We start from the raw sequence: 24759 nt of genomic DNA, 5'->3' as shown, positions 1-24759 counted from the left end.
CACGCTGGTGGCGAGTATCGCGTTGTTTCGGCTGGGAGGGCGGCAGGTTTCTTTCATGGGCTATCTCAACGCCGATGCCCGGGCTTCGCGCGTCAGGTGAAAACGCCGGTCGACGCTTGCCAGAAGGCGTCGGGACAACCGCGTCGCGCGTCCCTGGATCAGCCGGTCCGACGCGCGCGACAGCGCATACGACACGGCCAGCACGCCGACCAGCGTCGCGCCGAACAGCGCGATGGACGTCTCGCCGTTCTTCTGCCCGAAGACGCGATCGAAGAAATGGAAGGTGAGGTACACGCAGATGAAGTGCCACAGATAAATGCCATAGCTTTCGCGTCCCAGCGCGGCGGCGCAACGCCGCAGTCCCGTGAAACGCATGCGAGAGGCGGCGCGCGGCATGCCGTGATGCTTGCGCGCCTGCTGCGAGCACGCGAACAGCAGGAACGCCACCGCGCTGCACGCCGCCGCGATGGGCGCCAGTGCGTGCGCCTTGTCGAACCAGACGCCAAGCGCGCCCGTTACCAGCGCAAACATTATCGCGAGCGCAAAGTAAAACAGGCACACGCGCCGGGTGACCGTGGACGCGCCGAGCAGATGCGAGCGGAACGCATACCATGCCCACATGCCGACGATGAAGCACGGTCCTTGCACCGGTGGCCAGAAATAGCCGAAGGTATTGTTGGCGACATTGCACTCGAGCGTCCGATGGCATTCGCTCATCGACATCACGCCGAGCGATATCGCCAGCAAGACGACCGTGGCGAGCATCAGGCGCGTGCGATCCACGGCGACAAAGAACAGCAGCGGAGCGATCATGTAGAACAGCATTTCGACGCCGATCGACCAGCCTCCCGGCACCACGTTATTGATGGCCGTCGGCGAGAGCGCATGCAGGAATACCAGATTGAGAAGGACGTCCATCGGGCCGTGCGCGCCGAGTATCCACGCGCGTTCGATGCCTGATCGCGTCGCGCCGTAGCTGATGAGCCCATAGACGGCGATGGCCGCGTAATACAGCGGCGCGATGCGGAAGAAGCGCTTGATATAGAAGCGCAGCGTGACGTGGCGCGCATCCGCGCAGCGCGCGTGATCCACTTCGAGCGTCATGAAGATCGTGATCGCGCTGATCACGAAGAACAGTTGCACGCCGTACTGCCCCATGCGCGCGATCAATGCTACGGTTCCGGGCAAATTGGGAAACTGAAACGACAGGTGTACGCCGACCACCCCGACGATCGCGAGCGCCCGTCCTGCGTCGAGCGCGGCAACACGTCCTTTCTCCATCACTCCTCTCCTCGCGGTTCGTTCCGACCTCCAAAAACTTGACAGGCCGCGAGGCCCGTGGACACGGGTGCACAGGCCGTAGTTCCTACAAATCAGCGCAATTCCGGAGACTCTTACACGATGAAACTTGATACACGTATGGATACAACTTCTGGCTTTGCGGTGCGGCACGCTATGAGTTAATAAATTGAAAGCTTCTTTCCGTATTTTTTCGTGCAGTAAAAGAATGCGTGACGGCTCAATTAACGAAGACTCTAGTTAAATGCCGCCGTGTCGTCCGGCAATATCCGACAAAGTAGTATCCGTTGGTGCATTACCCAACCAAACGACATTTCAGCGAGCACTGTTTCGAAAGCTATTCGTAGGCTTTTCTCGTTAGACTGTTGCTGAAGTTAGTGCAATCGCACGCAAAGCTTTCCGATTTCTTGACGAAACAGATGCAAACCGGAAATTTTTTTGTATCCGTCTTACGCTTCAGGCAATACCTACCGACACCGCTGAAAGCTGTCCGTTACAGCTTTTCGTCCTCTGTCGCGTTGAAAAAAGTTGAAGAATAAAGCGGCAGTTTTTATGCCGGGTTTTAGGGGGCCAGGGTGGCGTACTGTGCGATACCGAACAGTGCGTTAATTTGTGTGCTGTTCCACTGACCGGATTTTATAAACCGGCAGAGGAATCTTTTGAGCGGGGCGACAAGGGAGATGACAACGCTATCCCAATCGCAGTGCGGGAGCTTCTGGAAGGACGGCTTTCTCCGTCTGGAAAACGTCGCGACGCACGCGGAACTCAAGACCTTGCGCAGTGTGGGTGACCGCCTGCTGCGCGAAAAGGCGGGATTCAACGAAGGCTTGCTCTTCGACTTCTACCCTGAAGGTGAAGGGCCGGAAAAGCCGAAGCTCGCCCAGTTGCATCACCCTTCACATTTCGAGCGCAGCCTGCTCGAAATGGACCTGGCACGGCGCGCGCAGCGCGTGGCGATGCAGTTGCTCGGACCCAAGGCGCGCTTCGTCAGCGACAGCTTTTTCCACAAGCCGCCGCATACCGAAGCCGTCACGCCCTGGCATCAGGACGAGGCCTTCACCGACCCGCGTATCGAACATCGTGAAGTGAACTTCTGGTTCCCGCTACAACCGGTGTCGCTCGAGAATGGCTGCATGCAGTTCATTCCCGGATCGCATCTGGGCCCGGTCTTGCCGCATGGGCCGATCGGCGGAGATCCCACCACGCACGGGCTCGAATGCACGTCGGGTTTTGAAGTCAATGAAGCGGTGATCTGCCCGTTGCAGCTCGGCGATTGCACGATCCATGGCGGGCGCACGCTGCACTTTGCCGGCCCCAATCCGTCCAATGCGCCGCGCTACGCTTACTCGCTGGTGTTCGGCCTGCCGCGGCGGGCATCGAGCGAAGTGCGCAGCTTCCCCTGGAACGACAACCGGAAACTGTCGCGCGACCAGCGCGTACATGAATCACGGCGCGCTCAAGGCTCCTTCTGGCCTTACCTGTATCGCAAGGTCAAGGAGTTCGACTACACCAATCCGTACGAATGGCGGCTCGGTGCACATCGCGTCGCGCGTCTCATCAAGAAGGGCCGCACGCCGGCCAAGTGATGCAAGGACACGTCTGCTAGAACGCGGGCGCGTCTTGCCTCAGGAAACGCAGGATACGGCTGGCCACGGTGGCCGGCTGTTCCTGTTGCACCCAATGTCCCGCCCCTTCAATCAGATGCGCGGCGCGGAAATTCCGGCACGTCAGCAGGCGCATCGCATCGAAGTCGCCGGGACGCTGATACACGCCCCAGTCGCTGCTCCCCGCGATGAAACATGCCGGCACGTCGATGGTCGCGCCCGACCAGGTCCGCAACGCGGCTGCCTGATGCGCATCCGTACCGCAGCGATACCAGTTCAAGCCGCCTTGAAAACCGGTGCGCGCATATTCGCTCGCATAGATCTCCAGATCGCTGTTCGTGAGCCACGCGCATGAAGCGGCCTGCTCTTCGCTCGGCTCATGTTCGGCAACCGTCGCGGGCATGGTGGCGTCCGCGTTCATCACGTAGTAGGTCGGCAGCAAGGCGAGCTGGTCCGCTGTGACGCCATCGAGCGCATGCGGCCGGTTGCCCGCCCAGTCCGCGCTCTTCACATGGAAATAGGCACGCAGGAACGCGGCGAGCCCTCGCGGCGCATGCCGCATGTCCTGGTCCGCCTGCGGACCCGAGTAATACCATTGATAGTGCTTGCGCGGCGGATCGAGCAACGCGAGCCCGTCGACAGCGTCCTTCATCAAGGCGGCCGTCACATCGATGCGCGCGCGCGATGGATCGTCCTGCGCGGTATCGAAAGCGAATGCGGGCGGTCCGGCAAACGGCGCGCTCATCATGACGACCGACGCGAATACATCCGGCCGTATCACGCCGCACCATGCCGCCACGGGCGAGCCGAAATCATGGCCGGCCACCGCCGCCACCCGGCGATAGCCCAGCGCCGAGACCAGTCCCAGCACATCGCTCACGAGATTCGGAAAACCGAATGGGGTGAGGTCGGCATCGAAGGAAGTGTCGGCGCCCGTGGTCCGGCCATAACCTCGCTGGTCCGGCGCGATGACGTGATAACCCGCCGCGGCCAACGGCAGCATGATCTTGCGCCAGCTATACGCCAGTTCGGGAAAGCCATGCAAGAGGACGATGCACGGCCGGTCCGGCGCATCGAATCCGGCTTCGAGAACATGCATCGACAGGCCATTGCCGTTGTCGACATTGCGCGCGCGAATGCCTTCGGGAAGAGGAAGATCGATCAACGGGTCGCTCATTTCTTTATCGCTTCTGAATTGGAATCATCCTTCGAGCAGCGCGGCGAAGCGGTCTGCCAGCGTGGGACGCGAACGCATCGGCCAGATTGCACTCAGCTCGAAGGGCGGCAGGTTGTCTCCGTCGCGCACGTCGCAGAAGCGCACGCCCGCGAATTGCAGCGCCGTCACCGATTGCGGCAGCAACGATGCACCGCATCCCGCCGCAACGCAAGCGAGCACGGTCAAGGAGCGGTTCGCGTCCTGCACGACATTCGCCTCACATCCAGCCTGGCGAAATGCACTCAAAATGCCAGCGCGCACCACGGGTAATTGATCGCCGGGAAACCACACGAGGCCCGCGTCCGAGAGATCCTTGAGCCCGACCTTGCCGTCTTCGCCGGTACGGAAAGTTTGCGGCAGCACAGCGAGCAGCCGCTCGCGGACGATCAGCTTCTCGCGCATCCGCCCACCCACCGCGACCGGTGTATGCAAAAGACCAATATCGATCGTGCCCTGCTCCAGCGCACTGGCCTGTTCCGCGTTGCTCATCTCCTTGAGCATCAACTCGACGTTGGGCACTTCGGCGCGCAGGGCGGCGATGGCGCGCGGCAGAAGACTGAACAGCGCAGCCGAAGCAAAACCTATGGTCAGGCGGCCACCTCGCTGCGCGCCGATCTCCCTTGCGCGATGCGAAGCGGCCTCGATGCGCGCCACGCTCAGGCGCACATCTTCGACGATGGCTTCACCCGCCGGCGTCAACTGCGCGCCACGCCGCGTGCGTGAGAACAGCTTGACGCCGAGATCCCGCTCCATGCGCGACAACGCCTGACTCAAGGCGGGCTGGGCAATGTCGAGCACTTCGGCGGCGCGGGTCACGCTGCCCGCATCGGCGACGGCAAGAAAGTATTTGAGGTTGCGGGTCTCCATGGTGCGAGCATATCAAAATGCTATGAAAAACGAACATATCCATAGTATGCGAGGCGGATTTTGGTTTTTAGAATGCACGGGCAATCTGCATTCATCGATACAAGAGGCGGACGTGAATCCGCGCAGGAGACAGGACATGAACTGGTACCGAGAGGTATCCACAGCTGAAAAACGCACGCTGTGGGGGTGCTTCGCCGGCTGGGCGCTGGACGGCGTCGATACGCAGGTTTTCAGCCTCGTCATCCCGACGCTCATCGCGACCTGGGGCATCGGCAAGGGCCAGGCGGGCCTGATCGGCGGCGCGACGCTCGTGGCGGGCGCGCTCGGCGGCCTGCTGGCGGGCGTGCTGTCGGACCGCATCGGCCGCGTCAAGGCGCTGCAAATCACGGTGCTGTGGTTTTCTGTATTCACTTTCCTGAGCGCCTTCGCGCAGAACTTCGAACAGCTGCTCGTGCTCAAGTCCTTGCAGGGACTCGGCTTCGGCGGCGAATGGACGGCCGGCGCGGTCCTGCTCGGCGAGACGATTCGCGCGGAACATCGCGGCAAGGCGATGGGCATCGTGCAGAGCGCCTGGGGCTTCGGCTGGGCGGGCGCGGTGCTGCTCTACATGATCGTGTTCTCGTGGGTCTCGCCGGAATGGGCCTGGCGCGTGCTGTTTGCCATCGGCCTGATTCCCGCACTGCTCGTGATCTACATGCGGCGCAACATCGAAGAGCCGCCTCGCGCCGTGCGCACCGCCGAAGCCGGCGACGTCCGCCCTCAAGGCACATTCTCGATCCTCGCCGGCATTTTTCATCCATCGGTGCTGCGCACGACGATCGTCGGCGGGCTGATCGGGCTGGGCGCGCATGGCGGCTATCACGCCATCACCACATGGCTGCCCACCTATCTGAAAACGGAACGCCATCTGTCCGTGCTCGGCACCGGAGGCTATCTCGCGGTAGTGATCTCGGCGTTCATCGTCGGCTGCTTCGTCAGCGCGTGGCTGCAGGACAGGATCGGCCGCCGCAGGAACGTGATCTTCTTCGCGGTCTGCTGCGCCATCACGGTCAACATCTATGTGTTCCTGCCCATCGGCGATCTCGCGATGCTGATCCTGAGCTTTCCGCTCGGGCTGTTCTCCGCCGGCATTCCCGCCACGCTCGGCGCGCTGTTCAACGAGCTCTATCCGCAAGGCGTGCGCGGCACGGGCGTGGGCTTCTGCTACAACTTCGGACGCGTGGTGTCGGCGGTGTTTCCGGTGCTCGTCGGACACATGGGCAATTCAATGCCGATCGGACAGGCGCTTGGCATCGATGCGGGCATCGCCTATGGACTCGTGGTCATCGCCGCGTTGCTGCTGCCGGAGACCCGAGGCCGCCGCATCGCCACGGATGCTGGACCCGGCGCAGCGCGCGAACGTTCGCCCAACCATGTCTGACACGCCATGAAGCAATTACTCGACACCAGAAACGAGCAGTGGCTCGAGGCGGCGCACGCCCCCATCGACGCCATCGACAGTCATGCGCATGTCTTCGTGCGCGGCCTGCCGCTCGCGCCGCATCGCCGTCATGCACCCGACTATGACGCGACCCTCGATGACTACGCGGCGCACCTGCGCGCCAACGGCGTTTCGCATGGTGTGCTCGTGCAGCCGAGTTTTCTCGGCACGGACAACTCGTTTTTTATCGATGTCCTGCAACGCTATCCGCAGCGTTTTCGCGGCGTGGCCGTCATCGATCCTTCGATCAGCGACGCCGCGTTGCATCGGCTTGCGGAACAGGGCGTCGTGGGCATGCGTCTGAATCTTATCGGACTGGCGTTGCCGGATGTGCGGGCGGCGCACTGGCGCGGCCTGTTCGAACGCGTCAACGCATTGGGCTGGCATGTCGAGATCCATCGCAACGCCATCGACCTGCCGCTGCTCATCACGCCGCTGCTCGAACAGCACTGCACCGTGGTGATCGATCATTTCGGCCGTCCCGACCCCGCGCACGGCGCCGCCGATCCAGGCTTCCGCTATCTGCTGACGACAGCATCGAGCGGCAAGGTGTGGGTGAAACTGTCGGCGGCGTATCGAAATGTCGTGGGCGAAAACGGCACGGCGCTCGGCCAGACGCTTGCCGCCGCCCTGCTCGATGCCTTCGGCCCCGAACGGCTCGTGTGGGGCAGCGACTGGCCGCATACGCAGCATCGCAGCCTGATCGAATACGACGACTCGCGCGCCGCGCTGGACCGCTGGATTCCGGACGCCGCGCAGCGCACGGCGGTCATCCGCGACTCGGCGCGCACGCTGTTTCGTTTCGATTAACAGAAACGAAGAACGAGCGAAGGCAAGCACTGAGGCGACGCCCGCGTTAGCATGGCAAACGCCGGGCGCATCGAGACGCTCTATTCCACTTTTTTTCGGAACTCTGCCATGACGACATCTTCTTCCCGCCGCCGCGCCGCCTTCCGCGAACTGGTCGAGGCACGGCGCGGACTGCTGCTGCCCGGCGCTTTCAACGCCATGAGCGCGCGCGTCGTGGCGGACCTGGGATTCGAAGCGATCTACATCACGGGCGCGGGCGTCACGAACATGTCGCTCGGCATGCCGGATCTCGGCTTTGTCGGCCTCGCGGAAATTGCTGAACATACCGCGCGCATCCGCGATGCCGTCGATCTGCCGCTGCTCGTCGATGCCGACACCGGCTTCGGCAATGCCCTCAACGTGCGCCATACGGTGCGCACGCTCGAACGCGCGGGCGCCGATGCCATCCAGCTCGAAGATCAGGTGATGCCGAAAAAATGCGGGCATTTCGCTGGCAAGGCGGTGGTGTCGACGAGCGAAATGGTCGGCAAGATCCACGCTGCGGTGGATGCGCGCGAAGACGAGAACTTCCAGATCATTGCCCGCACTGATGCCTGCGCGGTCGAGGGCTTCGACGCGGCCATCGAACGTGCCCGCGCCTTCGTGGAAGCAGGCGCCGACATTCTCTTCGTCGAAGCGATCGAAACGCCGGAGCAGATCGCGTCGCTGCCCAAGCTGCTCGACGCACCGCAGTTGATCAACATCGTGATTGGCGGCAAGACGCCGGTGACGGACCGCGCCGACCTGCAGCAGCTCGGCTTCAGCCTCGTGCTGTATGCGAATGCGGCACTGCAAGGCGCGGTGCGCGGCATGCAGAACGCGCTGGGCGCATTGAAGTCGCAAGGCCGGCTCGACGAGGATCCCGCGGTCGTTGCGCCATTTGCGGAGCGTCAAAGGCTCGTGAACAAACCGCTCTTCGACGAACTCGACCGCAAGTACGCCGCCGATTGATCGCCCGAATATTTGCTATGCTGGCCGCCGCAACCGGACGCACGCGCGCTTGACGCATGGCGTCCGTCTCGAGGCGCCAGGGCGCCGTTCAAACCACGGAGATACAGATGGCAAAAGGTTATTGGGTCAGCGTGTACAAGACGATCATGAAGCCCGAGCAGGCTGCGGAATACGCGAAGCTTGCCACGCAGGCCATCAAGGAAGGCGGCGGCCGTCCGCTGGTGCGCGGCGTCGCGGCCCTGGCGCAAGGCGAAGGCGCGCTCGAGCGCACCGTCGTGGTCGAGTACGATTCGCTCGAAGCCGCCATTGCCGCGTACAACAGCGACACCTACAAGGAAGCGCTGCGCGTGCTCGGCGACGCCGTGGTGCGTGATTTCCGCATCGTCGAAGGCGCGGCCTGATTCATCTCTGAACCGTAGTATCCGGCCGATGTCCGTCGCGCTCATGCGCCGACGGCATCGGCCAGTTCGTTCATGTCATTCACCACAGCATCCCAATCGCTTTCGGCTTGCAGGTCGCTTGTCTGACCGGGACCGTGCTCCAGCGGCCGTGCAATGAACGCCGTCCTCAGCCCGCATTGCCTTGCCGCCGCAAGATCGTTGTTGTGCGCCGCGACAAGACAGACCTCGGCGGGCGCGAGCATCAGCACTTCGGCCGTACGCAGATAGGCCTCCGGCGCCGGCTTGTAGATCTGCGCGATTTCAGCACCGAGGATCGCATCCCACGGCAGGCCGGCGCGCTTCGCCATGTCCACCATCAGCCTGATATTGCCGTTTGAAAGCGGCGCGATGATATGGCGCGCCTTCAGGCGCTGCAAGCCCGCGACCGAATCCGGCCATGGATCGAGCCGATGCCACGCAAGATTGAGGTCATCCAGCGCTTCCGGCGGGACCGCGCTCGCATCGATGCCGAACTCGGGCAGCACGTCCAGCAGATTCTCGCGATGCAGCACGTCCAGCCTGACGAACGGCCGCTCCCCGCTGATCACTTTGCGCATGGCAGGCACATAACGGCTGCGCCAGGCATCGGCGAAGACATCGGGCCGCGCGCCGGGATGCCCGTGACGCTTCAGGAATGCATCGGCCTCGCGCGTCACGCCGCCGCGCCAGTCCACCACCGTGCCGAACACATCGAAAACGAAAGCCTTTACCTGGGACAAGCTCACCGGAATGCTCCCTTCCTGGGGTTTGAATGAACGGTCATGCCGGACCATTTGTTCCTGCCGCGCAAGACTGAAAGTCCACCGCGGGTGTACGCAACGAACCTCGAAGCGCCTAGATTACAAGCCATCGGAGCCAACAGGCCGATCCGCAACAGGCCCCTTTCTCTTATCGAGGTTCATCATGAGCAATACGCAAAAAGTCGTTATCGTCACGGGTGCGTCGCAAGGCATCGGCGCAGAGATCGTCGCGGCATTCCGCGCGCAGGGTCATGCCGTGGTCGCCACCGCGCGTTCCATCCAGCAAGCCGACGATCCGAACATCATTGCCGTGCCGGGCGACATCGGCGAACGCGCCACCGCTCAGCGCGTGGTGGATGCGGCGATCGAAAACTTCGGCCGCATCGATACGCTGATCAACAACGCAGGCATCTTCATCGCCAAGCCCTTCACACAATACACGCTGGAGGATTATGCGGCGATGCTGAACGTGAACCTCAATGGGTTCTTCCATGTCACGCAGCTTGCCATCGAACAGATGGAGAAGAACCATAGCGGGCATGTGCTCAACATCACGACCAGCCTCGTCGATCACGCGGTGAGCGGCGTGCCCTCGGTGCTCGCCTCGCTGACCAAGGGCGGCCTGAATGCCGCTACCAAGTCGCTTGCCATCGAGTACGCGAAGTCCGGCATTCGCGCCAATGCGGTCTCGCCCGGCATCATCAAGTCGCCCATGCATGCGCCTGACACGCACGAAGCGCTCGGCAAACTGCATCCGGTGGGACGCATGGGCGAAATGAGCGACATCGCCGGGGCGGTCCTGTATCTCGACAATGCGTCGTTCGTGACCGGCGAGATTCTTCACGTCGATGGCGGCCAGAGCGCGGGACATTGATGACGGTCGTTACAACCGATGTTCAAAGGAGCCACCCATGCCGATCGTAACCATTCAAGTAACGCGCGAGGGCACGACGCCAGGCACGAACGCCGTCACCGCCGCTGAAAAGGCGCGGCTCATCCAAGGCGTGAGCCAGTTGTTGCTCGACGTGTTGAACAAGCCGCTGGACGCCACCTTCGTCGTGATCGAGGAAGTGGACATGGACAACTGGGGCGTGGGTGGCCTGCCGGTGCAGGCGTATCGCCGGCAGAAGCAGGCCGGGCCGGGCTGACGCCTCACGTCGAGCGCATCATTGCCCTGGCGCGTAGAGATCGAGGAACTTGAGCGTCACGCCGTTGGTCCAGCCGAAGCCGTCCTGCAACGGATATTCGCCGCCGCCTCCACCGCCCGTGCCCTCGCCTTCGACGACATACTTCTCAACAAGCTTCTGCTGCATCGAGTAGACGTTGTTCACGTCCGCGAGGAAGCGCGTGCCGATTGGCCGCGCGAGGTCACCGCGCCCATAGCGCTTGAGCCCTTGCACGGCTATCCAGTGCAAGGGCGCCCAGCCGTTCGGCGCATCCCATTGCTGTGACGTATTGAAGGTCGTCGTGGTGAGACCGCCCGGCTTGAGCAAGATCCTGGCGACAGTGTTCGCCGTCTTCTGTGCGCGATCCGGCCAAGCGGCGCCTGCGAACAACGGATAAAGCATGGCGGCCGACGGATTGTTGCGTGGCTGTGCGAGCCGCCAGTCATAATCGCCGTAATAGCCGTTGTCGTTCCACAAATATTTGTTGATGGCGATCGCCCGCTTCGCCGCGCGGCCAATGTATTCGCCGACGCATCCGAAGTCGCGCACCTCGCCGCAGCCGATTGCAATCGTCGTTTCCAGGTGGAACATCAGGCTGTTGAGATCGACGGGAATGATGGAGGTGGTGCGGATGGTCGCGAGCGTCATGTTGTCGCCGAACCAGCGCGAGCTGAAGTCCCAGCCGCTCTCGGCCGCCGCCCGCAAGTCCCGATAGACTTCATTCGGCGGACGACTGCTCGCCTGCTTCGCGGTGGTCACGTCCTCCAGATACGACTCGTCACGCGGCGTGTCACGTTCGTCCCAATAGCGGTTGAGCACCGTCCGGTCGGGCAGCATCACGACATTGCGTTTCGCCTCGCCCGGTTGCAAGGACCGCGCGCCTTTCATCCAGTACTCATGCTCGCGGCGCAACTGCGGCAAATACTTCTGATACACGCGCCCGCCTTCCTTCTGCGCGGCGAGTTCCACCATGTACGAGAAGAACGGCGGCTGCGAACGGCTCACGTAATAAGTGCGATTACCGTTGGGAATGTGGCCGATCGTGTCGATCAGATACGCGAAGTTATCGAGCATGTCGTCGACCAGATCTTCGCGGCCCGCTTCCTGCAAGCCCAGCATCGTGAAATAGGTGTCCCAGTAGTAACCTTCGCGGAAACGCCCGCCCGGCACGACATACGACTTCGGCAGCGGGATCAGCGAACTGTTCGGCGGCACGTCCGCTACGGTCGTCAGGCGCGTGAGTTTCGGCCAGAGCCAGTCGATATGATCACGCAATGACTGACCCGGCGGTGGGGTAATGCTCTGATCCGTGGGCGGCGTGAAGTATTGCGCGACGAATGCCTTCAGGTCGAAACCTGGCGCGGACATCTGCGTGTGATAGGCCTGCAGGATCTGCGCGGGATCCATCTTCGGGGTCGCATCGACGAAGGTCTTCTGATCGGGATAGACGCCTTGCGTCTGCACCGCGACGAAGAGATCGCCATAAAGCTCGCTCGGCGGCGGGGGCAACACATAGCCGCTGGTGGCGTCGGCATGCGCCGCACTCGCGGCGATGCTCAGGAAGAACCAGACGCCGAGCATTCGGCGTGTGCTTGCTCGTCGTGTCGCTGCGGATTCACGCGATGACGCGTCAGACCCTGCGCCGTGCGAAGACAGTGCGATCATGCTCCCTCCCTCGAAGGATGTTGAACCGGACTGGTCTCGCTCAAGCAGCGCTTTTGATTATGGGTTCGTTCGGCAGCACGGCGAAGCATAGAACGCTTGATCGCGAGTAGCAACCCTCGTTACGCTTGGTCCGCGTTTCCCGCGAGCACAACGATATTCACGATGCCCTTGCGGGCCATCTTCGTGTAGGGGCAGAAGCGTTCCGTATTGCGCACGAGTTCCTCGGCGACGGTGCGCTCGACGCCGGGAAGCTGCACCTCGGTATGCGCGGTGAGCACGAAGAGGCCATCGACCGGATCGCGCGCGAAGTTCACCGTGACGGACACGGCGGCCTGCGCGACTTCGATGCCCACACGGGTCGCGAGCAGCGTGAGGGCGCCATGGAAGCAGGCGGCATAGGCGGCCGCGAACAACTGTTCCGGGTTCGTGCCGCCGCCGGCGCCGCCCAGCGACTCGGGAAGCCGCAGTTCGAGATCGAGATTGCCGTCGTCGGAGCGTGCCTTGCCCGAGGCGCGGCCATGGCCCGCGTCGCCGCCGGTGATCGTCACGGTCGTCGAATACAGCGTGTGCGTGTCCTGGCCCTGGTACTTGTCGAGCAGAGTCGTGGAAGGCGGAGTGAGTGATGCCATGATGGTCTCTTCGATGCGCATGCCCGACGTCTGTCCAGCATGCATCGTATGCATGCCGGCGCGCGTCCGGTAGTCCCGTCGGCGGACGCACGGTGTTGCCCTGCACGCATCAATCCGCGCCGCTCAATGGGCGCGTTGCGTTGCTGATCGTGGTTGTCAGGCAATGCAGATCGAGCGCGCGCGTCTGCTCCGTCATGTAGTCGACGAACACGCGCACGCGCGTGGGAAGATGCTTGCGGCTGAGATAGCACAGGTAATGACCGCCATCGTCCGGCGCGTACTGGGCGAGACACATGACCAGCCGGCCGGCTTTCAACGCATCGCACACGAGATAGGCCGGCAGTTGCGCGATGCCCTGTCCATCCATCACGGCCTGCAGCATCAGATCGATATCGTTGAAGATTTGCCGCGCATGAGGCATCACCTTGTGCGCCACGCCGTTGACCTTGAATTCCCATTCGGCGATACGGCCGGACGACGTGCGCAAGCTGATGCAGCGATGCCGCTCCAGTTGTTCGATGCTGCGCGGCAGCCCATGTTCGCGCGCATGGCCGGGCGACATGCAGACGATCATCTGCATTGGTATGAGTTGCTTCGCGACGACCTCGCAATCGTCGATATGGCCATCGCGGAACGCGACATCCACACGATCCGCGGTGAAGTCGCATGCCGCATCGTTCAGCAGCAGTTCCAGCGCGATGTCCGGATAGCGCGCATTGAAGCCGGGCAGCAGCGGCGCCACGACCTTGCGGCCGAAGCCCGATGTCGAGGCGATGCGCAGGTGTCCGCGCGGCGGTCCATTACGTAGTTCGCGCATGTCTTCGAGCGCCTGCACGATGCGTTCGACGCCCGGCTGGCAATTCTTGTAGAAGAGTTCGCCCTCGCGCGTCAGCGACGTGCTGCGCGTGGTGCGCAGGAACAGGCGCGCGTCGAGTTGTGCTTCGAGTTTCTGCACGTTGCGGCTGACGGCGGAGCGGCCGATGCCCAGGCGATCGCTCGCTTTCGCGAAGCTGCCTTCATTGGCGACGGCCAGAAACGAAACGACGCCCGCATAACTGGTGCTGAAGCTGTAGGCGAGCGAATCGTCGGAATGAGAAACGAGGTCCAGTGGCATGGCGGCGCTAAACGGAGTGGCTCTGACTTACAAGACGTTTGCGCCGCCCGGTTTGTGACATCGCCTGCTGAAAAAAATTTTCGCGCCTGGTTCCGGTTTTATTTCACCGGCGTCAGCACAGGCTTGCCCTTATCCTTGAGCAACAGCACGATGAACTTCGCGGGCTTCGTCATGCTGGCGTTGCGGCCGACCGTGTGGATGTCGTCGGGACCTTCGTAGAAGGTGTCGCCCGGCTTCAGCGTCACTTGCTTGCCGCCTTTGAGCTGCATCACGATCGACCCTTCGACGACATAGACGAACGCATGCGCATCGTGCCGATGCACCGGATCCACCGCGCCCGGCGGATAGTCCACGTTGATCATCAACGCCTCCTTGCCGGGATAGTCCGGCAACGGCCGGGTCATCAACTCGGTGACGACGGCCTCGGGCGCCGCCCGCGCCTCTTGGGCAAAGAGCGCCGCGCTTCCGAGGGCGAGCGCCAGTCCCATGCGTCTGATGTTCTGCACGATGAGTCTCCGCAGGTAAAAGGACGGCGTCCGAGGCTTCAGGACAGGTTTGCCTTCTCGAGGCCGAACACCTTGTCGGACGAACCCGGCACCGTCTGGAACGCGACGTTGGCGCGGTTCCAGCCGTTGATCGCCATGATGGCGTAGGTCAGGTCGGACAATTCCTTTTCGTTGAATTGCTCACGCACGCGCTGATACAGCTCGTCGGGCACGCCATGCTCCGGGAGACGTGTCAGGACTTCGGTCCAGGCGAGCGCGGCGCGTTCGCGCGGCGAGAACAAAGTGGACTCGCGCCAGATTGCTACATGATGCGTGCGCAGTTCACGCTCGCCATGAATCTTGGCTTCCTTCACATGCATGTCGACGCAGAAGCCGCAGCCGTTCATCTGCGATGCGCGCAGCGAGACAAGATCGCGAACGGTCTGCTCGATCGCGCATTCCGCGACAGCGTTGCTGAATTCATAAAACTTCTTGAAGAGTTCGGGAGACTGGTGAACGTAGTTGATGCGCTGCGACATGACGGCTCCATGCAGGTGGGTTCAGCCGACCGCGGGCGCGGCCCGGCATGGATGTCATCGTAGGTTTGCGCGGCTGGGGACGGTAGACCCGCGGCAGGCCGCACGCTGTTGCCTGCTGCGCATCAATCGTTGTCCACTTCCCTACTGGCTGTCCAGCCAGGCCGCGATCCGTTCGAGTTTGTCGGGGTTGCGCTGCACCTGGATGTTGACGATGCGATCCTGCTCGATTTCAAACGACTGCGCGGACTCGAGCTTGCCCTCGATGAAGCGCAGCAACGCCCATTGCCCATTCAGCATCACCGGTTCCACGCGCACTTCGCTTCCGTAGCGCAGATATGCGGCATAGAAAAGCTGCGCGATGCGCCGGCCGCCCCGCATGGGCTCCGGGAAGCTCTGGACGCGGCCGCCGCCGTCGCCGATGAGCGTGGCTTCGTCGGCGAGCATCGCATGAATCGATGCGAAGTCGCCGTGTTCGAGCGCGCTCACGAAGGCCAGCAGCACGTGCCGATGAAGCTCGGGCGACACCGTGCGGCGCGGACGTTCCTCGCGCAATTGCACCTTGGCGCGGCTCACGAGCTGACGGCAGGCGGCCTCCGTCTTGCCGATGATGCGCGCCACCTCGGGGTAGTCGGCGTCGAATACCTCGCGCAGCAGAAAGGCGGCACGCCCCTCCGGCGTCAGACGTTCGAGCAGCATCAGGAAAGCGACGGAGACATCGTCGGCCCGTTCCGTCATTTCCTCAGGTGTCGCGGGCGGCTCGGTGATGTGCGGTTCGGGAAGCCAGATACCGGTGTAGTGCTCGCGCTGGATCTTCGCGGCGCGCAGGCGGTCGATCGAGTGACGCGTCGTGACCGATACCAGCCACGCCTCCGCATTCTCGATGGCCACGCGCGCAGCCGCATGCCAGCGCAGCCAGACATCCTGGACGATGTCCTCGGCTTCCGCCACCGAACCCAGCATGCGGTAAGCAATGGCCTGCAGACGAGGGCGCAGGCGATCGAACTCGCGCGTGGCTTCATCCATGGTGTCGGCTCCGGATCCGTGCGGGTTCAAGCCTCTGAAAAAGGTCCATACAGAATCGTAGCGCAAGCCTGCGCCGGGACGCACGACGGCCCGCCCCGTTCGTTCAGCCGCGACGCCGGTTTCGTCTCGTCGACGGACGGCATCTCGAATACAAAGTGCAAAATGCCATCTCGCATGCAAAGTGCAGAACGCAAAATGCAAGCGCGTGCGTCTCTGCTTAAACTGAGCGGCGCGCCGGCCGATTGGTCCGATTTTTTGACCGGCGCCGCGAAAAATGCTATTACGACACGGCCTCGCGGGAAGCTGGCACGACCCGCACCGCGAAAGCAAACCGTAATCGTATTGGCGTCGCACTCAGCCGCGTCAGATCGAACGTCAGAGCAAGCGTCATCTCAAGAACCACCTCAAGACCACAGTGAACCCAACGACAACCCTCGCCCCCTGGTCCGCCCACGACACCCAGCTTCTCATCGCCTGCGCACTCGGCCTCGCGATCATCATCGTTTCCATCAGCGTCCTGAAGCTCGCGCCGTTCCTTTCCATCCTGGTGGGCACGTTCGCGGCAGGCTTCGCCGCGCATCAGCCGCTCGAAGCCATCGCGCAGGCGTTCAGCAAGGGCGCGGGCGCGCTGCTCGGCGACGTCGGCATCATCATCGCGCTCGGCGCCATGCTCGGTGCGCTGATGGCCGAATCCGGCGCCGCCGACAGGCTCGTCACCACCCTCCTAGACCATTCCACACCGCGCAGGCTGCCGTGGATGATGGCGCTCGTCGCGATCATCGTCGGGCTGCCGCTGTTCTTCGAAGTCGGCCTCGTGATGATGGTGCCGATCATCTTCGTCATGGCGCGCCGCTCCGGGCAACCCATCCTGCGCATCGCGATTCCTGCCCTCGCCGGCATGACCACCCTGCATGCGCTGCTGCCGCCGCACCCCGGTCCGCTGATCGCCGTGAGCGCGCTGCATGCCGACCTCGGGCTGACGCTCGGACTGGGCCTGCTCGTCGCGCTGCCTGCTGTCGTTCTCGCCGGACCGGTCTACGGCATCTGGCTGTCGAAGCGGCTGCATATCGAGGCGCCCGAGGAAATCGGCCAGCTGTTCACCACTCGCGACGAAGGCGCGGCCACACCCGGCTTCGCGATCTCGCTGGTGACCATCCTGCTGCCCGTCGTGATGATGCTCGGCCGCACCGTCGCCAAGCTGGCGCTCACGAAGGACACGCTGCTGTACGACATGCTCGACTTCGTCGGTGAACCGCTCGTCGCGCTCGCGCTGACCGTGCTGTTCGCCATCGTGATGCTGGGCTGGTCGCGCGGCATGGCGCGGGAACGCGTCGGCGGCATCCTGCGCAAGAGCCTGCCGCCCATCGCCGCGCTGCTGCTGACCATCGGCGCGGGCGGCGGTCTCAAGCAGATGCTGGTCAACGCGGGCATCAGCGTGACCATCGGCAAGATTGCAGTCGGCACGCACCTGCCGCTGATCCTGCTCGCATGGCTGATCGCCGTCGCGCTGCGTCAGGCGACCGGCTCGGCGACCGTCGCCACGACGACCACGGCGGGGATCGTCGCGCCGGTCGTCAGCGGACTCACCGCGACCCACAACTCGCTGATGGCGCTCGCCATCGGCGCGGGCTCGGTGTTCTTCTGCCACGTCAATGACGCGGGCTTCTGGATGGTGCGCGAATACTTCGGTCTCACGCTGAAGCGCACGGTCGCGGTGTGGTCGATCTTGCAGACCATCGTTTCGGTGGTCGGGCTGGTGCTCACGCTGGTGCTGTGGAATCTCCTGACATAAGGCCCGCACGCTGGCACGCGACATGCGCTCCTGTGAACACGATTCCGATCTCATGACGAACAGGGAGCGCACATCATGACCGATGAGAACGACCGTCCGACCCCGCCGAAACAGACACCCGACGACCCGAACGTCGCTGACCGGCGGCTTTCCGACGAGCAAAAGCGTGACTTGAAGAACGAACCCGAACGGCCAAGCGGCGGCCAGTCCGGCAAGCTGCCCGACCCGAAGGAAGTGGGCGAAGCAGGCTGATACGCCAAATCCCGCTCTTTCGCAATGGGCAGGCGCGGGTTTCGGCAACAGCGTTCGCTGCTTGCAGCGTAGAAATTACTCCTGATTTTTTTCGACTCACCTGACAAGCGGCAAGAGTGCCTGCCATGAGCGTCCCGGGCGGCGCTTTTGTTGTATGGTAGCCCCAGGCTATCGCAGCGTTCGATGCCGCGTACGGCGACGCGTCTCGCCGACAACGAGTCAGCGGAAGCAAGGACGCCCATGCACGATCCTGCTCATTTCCTGCCGTCATTCGTCTGGCGCGCCGCACGCGACGGCACTATCCAATACGCAAATCCCTGGGCGTGCCGCTATCTCGGCGTGGCGCTTGCAGAGCTGTCGGGGCGGCATTGGAACGCCTTCGTCCATTCCGACGACATCCCTCCGGTGCTCGATGCACTGCGGCTCATGCGCGACGGCACCCTGCTGCGCAACGTCGATGTGCGCCTGCTGCGCGCGGACGGCGCATTCCGCTGGCACACGCTGCATCTGCAGGCGCGGCGCGACGAAGAAGGGCTGATCGGCGAGACCGTGGGCGTGGCCATCGACATTCACGAATGCCGCCATGCGTGGGCCATGTACGAAGCCAGCGAGCGGCGTCTTCAGGCGGCCTTTGCCGGCGCGCGCATGGGCGCGTGGGAATGGGACATGAAGACGCGCGTGGTGCGCATGACCGCGCAGCTCGCGGCGCTCTACTCGTTTCCCCCCGGCACGGAAGCCGTGCTGCTCTCGGAAGTATGGGACCGGGTCGCTCCGGAATATCGCGCGCCCTTTCAGCGCAACCTCACCGAGGCCTTGCGCGACGGCGGTCCGTTCGAATTCGATTTCGTGCTCGAGCCCGATCCCGGCACGCGCCGCTGGCTGCGCATGCGCGGGCATCCGGAGTTCGACCGCGAAGGCGTGCTCACGCGCGTCTACGGCGTGAGCTTCGACATCAGCACGCAGCGCGCCGACGAAGACCGCCTGAGCCTCTCCGAGCGGCGCTATCGTGCGCTGGTGGAATCAACGGGAGCGCTCGTCTGGTCCGCCGATGCAAACGGCGAGATCCGTCCGTCGGGGGGCGAATGGGAGCGCTTCACCGGCGTCCCGCCCGAGGCGCTGTCCGGCTGGGGATGGCTCGAATTCATTCATCCGGACGACCGCGAACGCACCCAGCGCGACTGGCTCGACGCACTGGAGCAAGGCGCCGCGCGCACGCTCACCTTCCGCATGTATCGGCGCGACGGCGTGTATCGCATGGTGCAGGCACACGCCGCCCCGCTCCACGACGATCAAGGCAAGCTGCAGGAATGGTTCGGCACGACCACCGACGTCACGCCGCGCTACGAGGCGCAGGCCGCCATCGAAGCGCGCAGCCTGCGCCTCACGGTGGCCATGCAGGCCGCGAACATCCACATCGCCTCGCTCGAACTCGCCACCTGGACGCTCTTCCTCGAAACCGGCGGCGAGCGCCAGATCCACGAGACGCTCACCTATGACGCGGCGCTGACGCGCGTGCATCCCGAGGACAGCGCGTCGCTCGACCGCTACATGCGCAGTCTTGCCGCCGGCGAGAACCCCGGCGGGCATTTTGAATTCCGCGTGCGAAATCTGCACGGCGAACGATGGATGCAAGGCAGCGCGCTGCTCCAGCGCAGCAAGGACGGCAAGCCGCTGCGCATCATTGGCAGCGTGATCGACATCACCGAGCGCAAGCACATGGAACTGATGCTGCGCGAGTCGGGACGGCGCAAGGACGAGTTCCTCGCCATGCTCGCCCATGAACTGCGCAATCCGCTCGCGCCGTTGCGAACCGCCATCGCGCTGCTGCAGAAGGACAAGGACAGCGAGCCGCATCTGCGCGACCTGATCGATCTGATGCGCAGGCAGGTCGAGCACATGACGCGCATCGTGGACGATCTGCTCGAAGTGTCGCGCATCACGCAGGGACGCATTGCACTGCAGCTCGAACCGATCCTCGTCGGCACGGCGGTGTATCACTCGGTCGAGGCGATCGCGGGCATGGTCGAGGCGCGCGCGCAATCCATTCACGTCGATGTCTCCGATGCCACCACCTGGGTGTGCGGCGACGTCACGCGTCTGTCGCAGATCCTCGTCAATGTGCTGAACAATGCCAGCAAGTACACGCCCGAAAACGGCCGCATCACCGTGAGCGTGCGCGCCGACGAGGAAGCGGTGGCGATCGTCATCGCCGACACCGGCACCGGCATCTCGGCGGATCTCCTGCCGAAGGTCTTCGAGCTGTTCTCGCAGGGCGAGCGCACGCTCGACCGTTCGAACGGCGGGCTCGGCATCGGGCTTTCGCTGGTGAAGAAGCTGGTCGAGATGCACAAGGGAACCATCAGCGTGCAGAGTCCGGGCCCGGGACTCGGCACGACCGTGACGATTCGCCTGCCGCGCCTGCATCATCATGAGCGGCACTCGGCGCTCGCGCTCGCCGATCAGGGCACGCGCACCGCGCGCAAGACCTTGCGCGTTCTCGTGGTGGATGACAACCGCGACGCCGCCGATTCGCTCGCCATGCTGTGCGAGTCCGAAGGTCATGTCGCGCAGGTGGCGTATTCGTCGTCGGAAGCGCTCGAAGCGGCGCCGCTGCTGGAACCGGACGTCGCGCTGCTCGACATCGGCCTGCCCGATATCGATGGCTATGAACTCGCGCGCCGCCTGCGCCGCAAGGGCGAGACCATGCCGCTGCTGATCGCGATCACCGGCTATGGTCAGGCCGAAGACCGGTTGCGCGCGCAGTCGGCGGGCTTCGACTATCACTTCGTCAAGCCCGTGAACGTGGAGAGCCTGCTCAAGCTGCTGGGTTCGCTGACTGCCACACGCGGCGCGCCGTCGAACTAGAATGAGCGTTCGATCAACGCCTTCATTCACGACGACGCCATGACGACCCCGCCCATCAGCCGCTATCCCGTTCCCCAACCGCAAGACCGGCCCGACGACATCCGCACTCGCATCCTCGAGGTCCAGGAGAAGGCCGGCTTCGTGCCGAACGTGTTTCTCACGCTGGCGCACCGCCCCGCCGAGTTCCGCGCCTTCTTCGCCTATCACGATGCGCTGATGCTGAAGGAAGGCGGCCTGAGCAAGGGCGAGCGCGAGATGATCGTCGTCGCGACGAGCGCCGTGAACGACTGCCTGTATTGCGTCGTCGCACATGGCGCGATCCTGCGCATCTACGAGAAGAACGCGCTGGTGGCGGATCAGGTCGCGGTGAATCATCGCAAGGCGGATATCACGCCGCGCCAGCACGCGATGCTCGATTTCGCGCTGAAGGTCTGCCGCGCGTCGGGCAGCGTCGACGACAGCGACTTCGTCACGCTGCGCGCGCACGGTTTCAATGACGAAGACATCTGGGACATCGCGGCCATCACGGCGTTCTTCGGCCTGTCGAACCGCATGGCGAACGTGATCTCGATGCGGCCCAACGACGAATTCTTCCTGATGGGACGCGTGCCGCGCGAGCCGAAGCAGTAAGCCGATGCGCCTGCCTCCGCTGAAAGCCATCATCGCCTTCGAAAGCGTGGCGCGGACGAAGAGCGTCAACCGCGCCGCCGACGAACTCGGCCTCACGCCCTCCGCGGTGAGCCATCAACTGGCGAACCTCGAAGGCATCGTCGGGCGGCCGTTGTTCACGCGCCTGGGACGCGGACTCGTGCTGACGCCGACCGGCACGCAGTATCTGTCCGACGTGACGGGCGCGCTCGCCGAACTGAATCGCGCCACCGAACGCGCATCGAGTGAAACCTCGGTCGAGATCCTGCGGATCCATTCAAGCCCGAGCTTCGGCCTGATGTGGCTGCTGCCGCGTCTCGCCGCCTTCCAGGAAGCGAACGGCGACATCCAGATGAACCTGGCGTGCTCGTACGAGGATGTGTCGTTCACCTCGGGTTACTACGACATCGCCGTGCGTCACGGCTATGCACACTGGAGCGATGTCGAGATCCGGACCCTGCGCCACGAGACCATCGCGCCGCTGGCCTCGCCCGAATATCTCGAACGCTTTCCCGTCGCCTCGCCCGACGATCTGCTGGAACGCCGCCTGATCCTCTCCGAGTCGCCGCTGGTGCAATGGCAGCAGTGGTTCGGCAAGTTCGGCGTGGCGGTCAGGCGCAAGGCGTTCGACTTCTCGTTCGACCGCTCATACATGTCACTCGAGGCGGCGGCGCTGGGTCATGGCATCGCACTGGAAAGCACGATGCTGGCCTCGCGCCATCTCGCACGCGGCACGCTGGCGCCAGTGTTCGGTCGTGAATATGCGGTCGAAGTGGGCGCACATCATCTGGTTTACCCGAGCCAGAACGCAGGCCTGCCGCGCGTCGCCAAGTTCCTCGCGTGGATGGATCAACAAATGGCACAGCATATCGATACCTGAAAATTTCTCAGCAATAGTTGAGCCAAACTGCGTTGATCGTCAGGCTGAAGGCGAAGACACTGCGCCTACACCAGACCATCAACGGAGACAGCGATGTTGCTCGAGAACCAGGTAGTGATCGTCACGGGCGCGGCCTCGCCGCGCGGCATCGGCAAGGCCACGGCGCGGGCACTGGCCGCACAGGGCGCACGCATCGTCGTGCTCGACCTGAAGGAAGCCGATGCGCAAGCCGCCGCCGACGACCTAGGCGAAGGCCATCTCGGCCTGGCCTGCGATGTCACCGACAAGGCCGCCTGCGTCGCCGCCGCGACAGCGACGACGGAGCGCTATGGCCGCATCGACGCGCTTATCAACAACGCGGGCATCACGCAGCCGATCAAGACGCTGGAGATCGGCGCGGACAACTTCGACGCCGTCATCGGCGTGAACCTGCGCGGCACGCTGTACATGTCGCAGGCCGTCATTCCGCAGATGAAGAAGCAGCAGCGCGGCAGCATCGTGTGCATGTCGTCGGTATCGGCGCAGCGTGGCGGCGGCATCTTCGGCGGACCGCACTACAGCGCGGCGAAAGCCGGCGTGCTGGGCCTCGCGAAAGCCATGGCGCGCGAGTTCGGGTCGGACCGCATCCGCGTGAACTCGATCACGCCGGGCCTCATCCAGACCGACATCACCGGCGACAAGCTCACGCCCGAGATGCGCACCGACATCATCAAGGGCATTCCGCTCGGCCGACTCGGCGACGCCGCCGACATCGCGAACGCCTGCCTGTTCCTCGCGAGCGATCTCTCGTCGTATCTCACCGGCGTCACGCTCGACGTGAACGGCGGCATGCTGATCCACTGATCGAACGCACCTACAGATGCACCCACCAGCGCACCCGGAACAACCGGGGCGCTCCATGGCAGGAGACATTCATGAAATCCAGACTCGCCACACCGGTGGCCGCGGCCGGCTTCGCTTCCGCCGACGATGCCGCCAGCCTCGAAACGAAGACCTACGCCAAGGTCGGACGCCGCCTCATTCCCTTCCTGATGCTGTGCTACCTCGGCGCGTATCTCGACCGCGTCAACGTCGGCTTTGCGAAGCTGCAGATGCTGAACGACCTGCGCTTCTCGGAGACCATCTATGGCGTCGGCGCAGGCATCTTCTTCCTCGGCTACTTCCTCTTCGAAGTGCCCAGCAACGTCATCCTGCACCGCGTAGGCGCGCGCAAGTGGCTCGCACGCATCATGCTCACCTGGGCGCTGATCTCGGCAAGCTTCGTGTTCGTCCAGACGCCCACCCAGTTCTACGCGCTGCGCTTCCTGCTCGGCGTGGCCGAGGCAGGCTTCGCGCCCGGCGTGATCCTCTACCTGACGTACTGGTTCCCGGCCGCGCGCCGCGCCAAGGCGCTCTCGCTGTTCTTCATGGCGATTCCGCTCGCGGGCATCGTCGGCGGTCCGCTGTCCGGTTACATCATGCATGCATTCCAGGGCGCGCATGGGCTGGCCGGATGGAAGTGGCTCTTCATGCTCGAAGCGCTGCCCTCGCTGTGCCTCGGCGTCGCGATCCTGTTCTATCTCGACGATGGGATCGCCGGCGCGAAGTGGCTCACGGATGACGAGAAGGCCCTGCTCCGGCGCAACGTCGACAAGGACAACGCGCAGACAGTGCAGCATGTGTCGATCCGCGCATTCGTCGCGGACCGCAGGCTGTGGCTCATGGCGGCCATCTACTTCTGCGTCGTGCTCGGCCAGTACGGGCTCACCTTCTGGCTGCCGACCATCGTGCGCAGGACCGGCGTCGCGGACCCGCTGTGGGTCGGGATCCTCACTGCCATTCCGTATCTCTGCGCGATCGTCGCGCTGCCGTTGATCGGCGCCAGTGCCGACCGCCGCCGCGAGCGCCGCCTGCATCTCGCGATCCCGAAGCTCATCTCCGCCGCCGGCTTCGCCACCTTGCCGATGCTCGGCAGCGTGGGCGCCTCGATCGTCTGCGTGAGCGTCGCGGCGGCCGGCATTCTCGCGTCGTCATCGCAGTTCTGGTCATTGCCCACCGCCGTGCTGGGCGGCATGTCGGCGGCGGCGGGCATCGCGGCGGTGAACTGCTTCGCCAATCTCGCCGGCTTCTTCTCGCCCGCCATCGTCGGCTGGCTCAACGACTTCACGGGCAAGTCCACCGCCGGCCTGATCTTCATCTCGGCGGCCGTCGTGGTGGGCGCGGTGCTGGTGTTCTTCGTGCCGGCCCGGACGGTCAATCGCTGAATGCATTATTCA

Annotated in this window: 24 protein-coding genes; 14 read left to right on the top strand and 10 right to left on the bottom strand. The window is 63.7% G+C overall.

Annotation, left to right across the window (positions count from 1 at the left end):
• Nucleotides 1–60: 60 nt before the first annotated feature.
• A complete protein-coding gene (locus tag QCE69_RS24200) occupies nucleotides 61–1281 on the bottom strand; it encodes an acyltransferase (RefSeq protein WP_309933400.1) in 1221 nt (406 codons plus the stop codon).
• A 698-nt stretch (nucleotides 1282–1979) separates the two neighbouring features.
• Here QCE69_RS24200 and QCE69_RS24195 point away from each other — a divergent pair.
• A complete protein-coding gene (locus QCE69_RS24195) occupies nucleotides 1980–2885 on the top strand; it encodes a phytanoyl-CoA dioxygenase family protein (RefSeq protein ID WP_309923775.1) in 906 nt (301 codons plus the stop codon).
• A gap of 16 nt (nucleotides 2886–2901) precedes the next feature.
• Here the strand turns inward: QCE69_RS24195 and QCE69_RS24190 are convergent, their stop codons facing one another.
• Together QCE69_RS24190 and QCE69_RS24185 are read right to left on the bottom strand one after the other, a co-directional pair.
• Nucleotides 2902–4080, bottom strand: a complete 1179-nt coding sequence (locus QCE69_RS24190; protein ID WP_309933399.1) for an alpha/beta fold hydrolase — start codon at nucleotides 4078–4080, stop codon at nucleotides 2902–2904.
• A 24-nt stretch (nucleotides 4081–4104) separates the two neighbouring features.
• Nucleotides 4105–4986 (bottom strand): LysR family transcriptional regulator, encoded by an 882-nt coding sequence (locus tag QCE69_RS24185; protein ID WP_309933397.1) that lies wholly within the window; start codon nucleotides 4984–4986, stop codon nucleotides 4105–4107.
• A gap of 136 nt (nucleotides 4987–5122) precedes the next feature.
• On the opposite strand from QCE69_RS24185, the gene QCE69_RS24180 reads away from it, so the two are divergent.
• The 4 genes from QCE69_RS24180 (at nucleotide 5123) to QCE69_RS24165 (ending at nucleotide 8667) form a co-directional block, all read left to right on the top strand.
• The gene (locus tag QCE69_RS24180) at nucleotides 5123–6406 is read left to right on the top strand and encodes an MFS transporter (RefSeq protein ID WP_309933395.1); all 1284 of its coding nucleotides are present in this window, start codon (nucleotides 5123–5125) and stop codon (nucleotides 6404–6406) included.
• Nucleotides 6407–6412: 6 nt separating this feature from the next.
• Complete coding sequence (locus QCE69_RS24175) at nucleotides 6413–7276, top strand: amidohydrolase family protein (RefSeq protein ID WP_309933394.1); 864 nt, start codon at nucleotides 6413–6415, stop codon at nucleotides 7274–7276.
• A gap of 108 nt (nucleotides 7277–7384) precedes the next feature.
• Nucleotides 7385–8266 carry an oxaloacetate decarboxylase gene (locus QCE69_RS24170; protein WP_309923766.1) on the top strand — a complete coding sequence of 294 codons (882 nt, stop codon included), beginning with the start codon at nucleotides 7385–7387 and terminating at the stop codon, nucleotides 8264–8266.
• Nucleotides 8267–8373: 107 nt separating this feature from the next.
• Complete coding sequence (locus tag QCE69_RS24165) at nucleotides 8374–8667, top strand: DUF1330 domain-containing protein (protein WP_309923763.1); 294 nt, start codon at nucleotides 8374–8376, stop codon at nucleotides 8665–8667.
• 41 nt (nucleotides 8668–8708) lie between these two features.
• On the opposite strand, the gene QCE69_RS24160 is transcribed toward QCE69_RS24165, so the two are convergent.
• Nucleotides 8709–9431, bottom strand: coding sequence for a haloacid dehalogenase type II (locus QCE69_RS24160; RefSeq protein ID WP_309923760.1), 723 nt, complete (start codon nucleotides 9429–9431; stop codon nucleotides 8709–8711).
• 178 nt (nucleotides 9432–9609) lie between these two features.
• On the opposite strand from QCE69_RS24160, the gene QCE69_RS24155 reads away from it, so the two are divergent.
• Together QCE69_RS24155 and QCE69_RS24150 are read left to right on the top strand one after the other, a co-directional pair.
• Nucleotides 9610–10320, top strand: coding sequence for an SDR family oxidoreductase (locus QCE69_RS24155; RefSeq protein ID WP_309923758.1), 711 nt, complete (start codon nucleotides 9610–9612; stop codon nucleotides 10318–10320).
• Nucleotides 10321–10357: 37 nt separating this feature from the next.
• Nucleotides 10358–10594: a 4-oxalocrotonate tautomerase family protein gene (locus QCE69_RS24150; protein WP_309815964.1), complete on the top strand. Its 237-nt coding sequence runs from the start codon at nucleotides 10358–10360 to the stop codon at nucleotides 10592–10594.
• Nucleotides 10595–10612: 18 nt separating this feature from the next.
• Here QCE69_RS24150 and treA read toward each other — a convergent pair whose 3' ends face one another.
• The 6 genes from treA to QCE69_RS24120 all read right to left on the bottom strand — a co-directional run bounded on the left by treA (nucleotide 10613) and on the right by QCE69_RS24120 (nucleotide 16067).
• The gene (gene treA, locus QCE69_RS24145; protein WP_309933393.1) at nucleotides 10613–12193 is read right to left on the bottom strand and encodes an alpha,alpha-trehalase TreA; all 1581 of its coding nucleotides are present in this window, start codon (nucleotides 12191–12193) and stop codon (nucleotides 10613–10615) included.
• Nucleotides 12194–12396: 203 nt separating this feature from the next.
• Nucleotides 12397–12906 (bottom strand): Ohr family peroxiredoxin, encoded by a 510-nt coding sequence (locus tag QCE69_RS24140; protein WP_309933391.1) that lies wholly within the window; start codon nucleotides 12904–12906, stop codon nucleotides 12397–12399.
• Between the two features lie 109 nt (nucleotides 12907–13015).
• The gene (locus QCE69_RS24135) at nucleotides 13016–14020 is read right to left on the bottom strand and encodes a LysR family transcriptional regulator (RefSeq protein ID WP_309933390.1); all 1005 of its coding nucleotides are present in this window, start codon (nucleotides 14018–14020) and stop codon (nucleotides 13016–13018) included.
• Between the two features lie 98 nt (nucleotides 14021–14118).
• Nucleotides 14119–14508, bottom strand: coding sequence for a cupin domain-containing protein (locus tag QCE69_RS24130; protein WP_309925267.1), 390 nt, complete (start codon nucleotides 14506–14508; stop codon nucleotides 14119–14121).
• Between the two features lie 56 nt (nucleotides 14509–14564).
• The gene (locus tag QCE69_RS24125; protein ID WP_309933389.1) at nucleotides 14565–15044 is read right to left on the bottom strand and encodes a carboxymuconolactone decarboxylase family protein; all 480 of its coding nucleotides are present in this window, start codon (nucleotides 15042–15044) and stop codon (nucleotides 14565–14567) included.
• A gap of 141 nt (nucleotides 15045–15185) precedes the next feature.
• On the bottom strand, nucleotides 15186–16067 hold the full coding sequence (locus QCE69_RS24120) for an RNA polymerase sigma-70 factor (protein ID WP_309933387.1): 882 nt from the start codon (nucleotides 16065–16067) through the stop codon (nucleotides 15186–15188).
• A gap of 415 nt (nucleotides 16068–16482) precedes the next feature.
• Here QCE69_RS24120 and QCE69_RS24115 point away from each other — a divergent pair, with 415 nt between their 5' ends.
• The 7 genes from QCE69_RS24115 (at nucleotide 16483) to QCE69_RS24085 (ending at nucleotide 24747) form a co-directional block, all read left to right on the top strand.
• Nucleotides 16483–17859, top strand: coding sequence for a gluconate:H+ symporter (locus QCE69_RS24115; RefSeq protein WP_309923745.1), 1377 nt, complete (start codon nucleotides 16483–16485; stop codon nucleotides 17857–17859).
• A 75-nt stretch (nucleotides 17860–17934) separates the two neighbouring features.
• Nucleotides 17935–18111, top strand: a complete 177-nt coding sequence (locus QCE69_RS24110; protein WP_309923743.1) for a hypothetical protein — start codon at nucleotides 17935–17937, stop codon at nucleotides 18109–18111.
• 240 nt (nucleotides 18112–18351) lie between these two features.
• Nucleotides 18352–20976, top strand: a complete 2625-nt coding sequence (locus tag QCE69_RS24105; protein WP_309933385.1) for a PAS domain-containing protein — start codon at nucleotides 18352–18354, stop codon at nucleotides 20974–20976.
• A gap of 39 nt (nucleotides 20977–21015) precedes the next feature.
• Nucleotides 21016–21606, top strand: coding sequence for a peroxidase-related enzyme (locus QCE69_RS24100; RefSeq protein WP_309933384.1), 591 nt, complete (start codon nucleotides 21016–21018; stop codon nucleotides 21604–21606).
• 4 nt (nucleotides 21607–21610) lie between these two features.
• Nucleotides 21611–22504, top strand: a complete 894-nt coding sequence (locus QCE69_RS24095; protein ID WP_309923739.1) for a LysR substrate-binding domain-containing protein — start codon at nucleotides 21611–21613, stop codon at nucleotides 22502–22504.
• 93 nt (nucleotides 22505–22597) lie between these two features.
• Entirely contained in the window at nucleotides 22598–23347 is a 750-nt protein-coding gene (locus tag QCE69_RS24090) for an SDR family NAD(P)-dependent oxidoreductase (protein ID WP_309923736.1), read from the top strand.
• A 71-nt stretch (nucleotides 23348–23418) separates the two neighbouring features.
• The gene (locus tag QCE69_RS24085; protein ID WP_309933382.1) at nucleotides 23419–24747 is read left to right on the top strand and encodes an MFS transporter; all 1329 of its coding nucleotides are present in this window, start codon (nucleotides 23419–23421) and stop codon (nucleotides 24745–24747) included.
• Nucleotides 24748–24759 lie beyond the last annotated feature (12 nt).

This window comes from Caballeronia sp. LZ032 (assembly GCF_031451315.1).
Lineage (GTDB): Bacteria > Pseudomonadota > Gammaproteobacteria > Burkholderiales > Burkholderiaceae > Caballeronia.
Note: the sequence above shows the minus strand (reverse complement) of the source record. Positions and strands in the feature narration are given on the sequence as shown.

Excerpts from the sequence above, each read along its gene's own strand:
- QCE69_RS24200 (WP_309933400.1), bottom strand. The coding sequence starts at position 1,281 with ATGGAGAAAGGACGTGTTGCCGCGCTCGACGCAGGACGGGCGCTCGCG.
- QCE69_RS24195 (WP_309923775.1), top strand. The coding sequence starts at position 1,980 with ATGACAACGCTATCCCAATCGCAGTGCGGGAGCTTCTGGAAGGACGGC.
- QCE69_RS24190 (WP_309933399.1), bottom strand. The coding sequence starts at position 4,080 with ATGAGCGACCCGTTGATCGATCTTCCTCTTCCCGAAGGCATTCGCGCG.
- QCE69_RS24185 (WP_309933397.1), bottom strand. The coding sequence starts at position 4,986 with ATGGAGACCCGCAACCTCAAATACTTTCTTGCCGTCGCCGATGCGGGC.
- QCE69_RS24180 (WP_309933395.1), top strand. The coding sequence starts at position 5,123 with ATGAACTGGTACCGAGAGGTATCCACAGCTGAAAAACGCACGCTGTGG.
- QCE69_RS24175 (WP_309933394.1), top strand. The coding sequence starts at position 6,413 with ATGAAGCAATTACTCGACACCAGAAACGAGCAGTGGCTCGAGGCGGCG.
- QCE69_RS24170 (WP_309923766.1), top strand. The coding sequence starts at position 7,385 with ATGACGACATCTTCTTCCCGCCGCCGCGCCGCCTTCCGCGAACTGGTC.
- QCE69_RS24165 (WP_309923763.1), top strand. The coding sequence starts at position 8,374 with ATGGCAAAAGGTTATTGGGTCAGCGTGTACAAGACGATCATGAAGCCC.
- QCE69_RS24155 (WP_309923758.1), top strand. The coding sequence starts at position 9,610 with ATGAGCAATACGCAAAAAGTCGTTATCGTCACGGGTGCGTCGCAAGGC.
- QCE69_RS24150 (WP_309815964.1), top strand. The coding sequence starts at position 10,358 with ATGCCGATCGTAACCATTCAAGTAACGCGCGAGGGCACGACGCCAGGC.
- treA (WP_309933393.1), bottom strand. The coding sequence starts at position 12,193 with ATGCTCGGCGTCTGGTTCTTCCTGAGCATCGCCGCGAGTGCGGCGCAT.
- QCE69_RS24140 (WP_309933391.1), bottom strand. The coding sequence starts at position 12,906 with ATGGCATCACTCACTCCGCCTTCCACGACTCTGCTCGACAAGTACCAG.
- QCE69_RS24135 (WP_309933390.1), bottom strand. The coding sequence starts at position 14,020 with ATGCCACTGGACCTCGTTTCTCATTCCGACGATTCGCTCGCCTACAGC.
- QCE69_RS24130 (WP_309925267.1), bottom strand. The coding sequence starts at position 14,508 with ATGGGACTGGCGCTCGCCCTCGGAAGCGCGGCGCTCTTTGCCCAAGAG.
- QCE69_RS24125 (WP_309933389.1), bottom strand. The coding sequence starts at position 15,044 with ATGTCGCAGCGCATCAACTACGTTCACCAGTCTCCCGAACTCTTCAAG.
- QCE69_RS24120 (WP_309933387.1), bottom strand. The coding sequence starts at position 16,067 with ATGGATGAAGCCACGCGCGAGTTCGATCGCCTGCGCCCTCGTCTGCAG.
- QCE69_RS24110 (WP_309923743.1), top strand. The coding sequence starts at position 17,935 with ATGACCGATGAGAACGACCGTCCGACCCCGCCGAAACAGACACCCGAC.
- QCE69_RS24105 (WP_309933385.1), top strand. The coding sequence starts at position 18,352 with ATGCACGATCCTGCTCATTTCCTGCCGTCATTCGTCTGGCGCGCCGCA.
- QCE69_RS24100 (WP_309933384.1), top strand. The coding sequence starts at position 21,016 with ATGACGACCCCGCCCATCAGCCGCTATCCCGTTCCCCAACCGCAAGAC.
- QCE69_RS24095 (WP_309923739.1), top strand. The coding sequence starts at position 21,611 with ATGCGCCTGCCTCCGCTGAAAGCCATCATCGCCTTCGAAAGCGTGGCG.
- QCE69_RS24090 (WP_309923736.1), top strand. The coding sequence starts at position 22,598 with ATGTTGCTCGAGAACCAGGTAGTGATCGTCACGGGCGCGGCCTCGCCG.
- QCE69_RS24085 (WP_309933382.1), top strand. The coding sequence starts at position 23,419 with ATGAAATCCAGACTCGCCACACCGGTGGCCGCGGCCGGCTTCGCTTCC.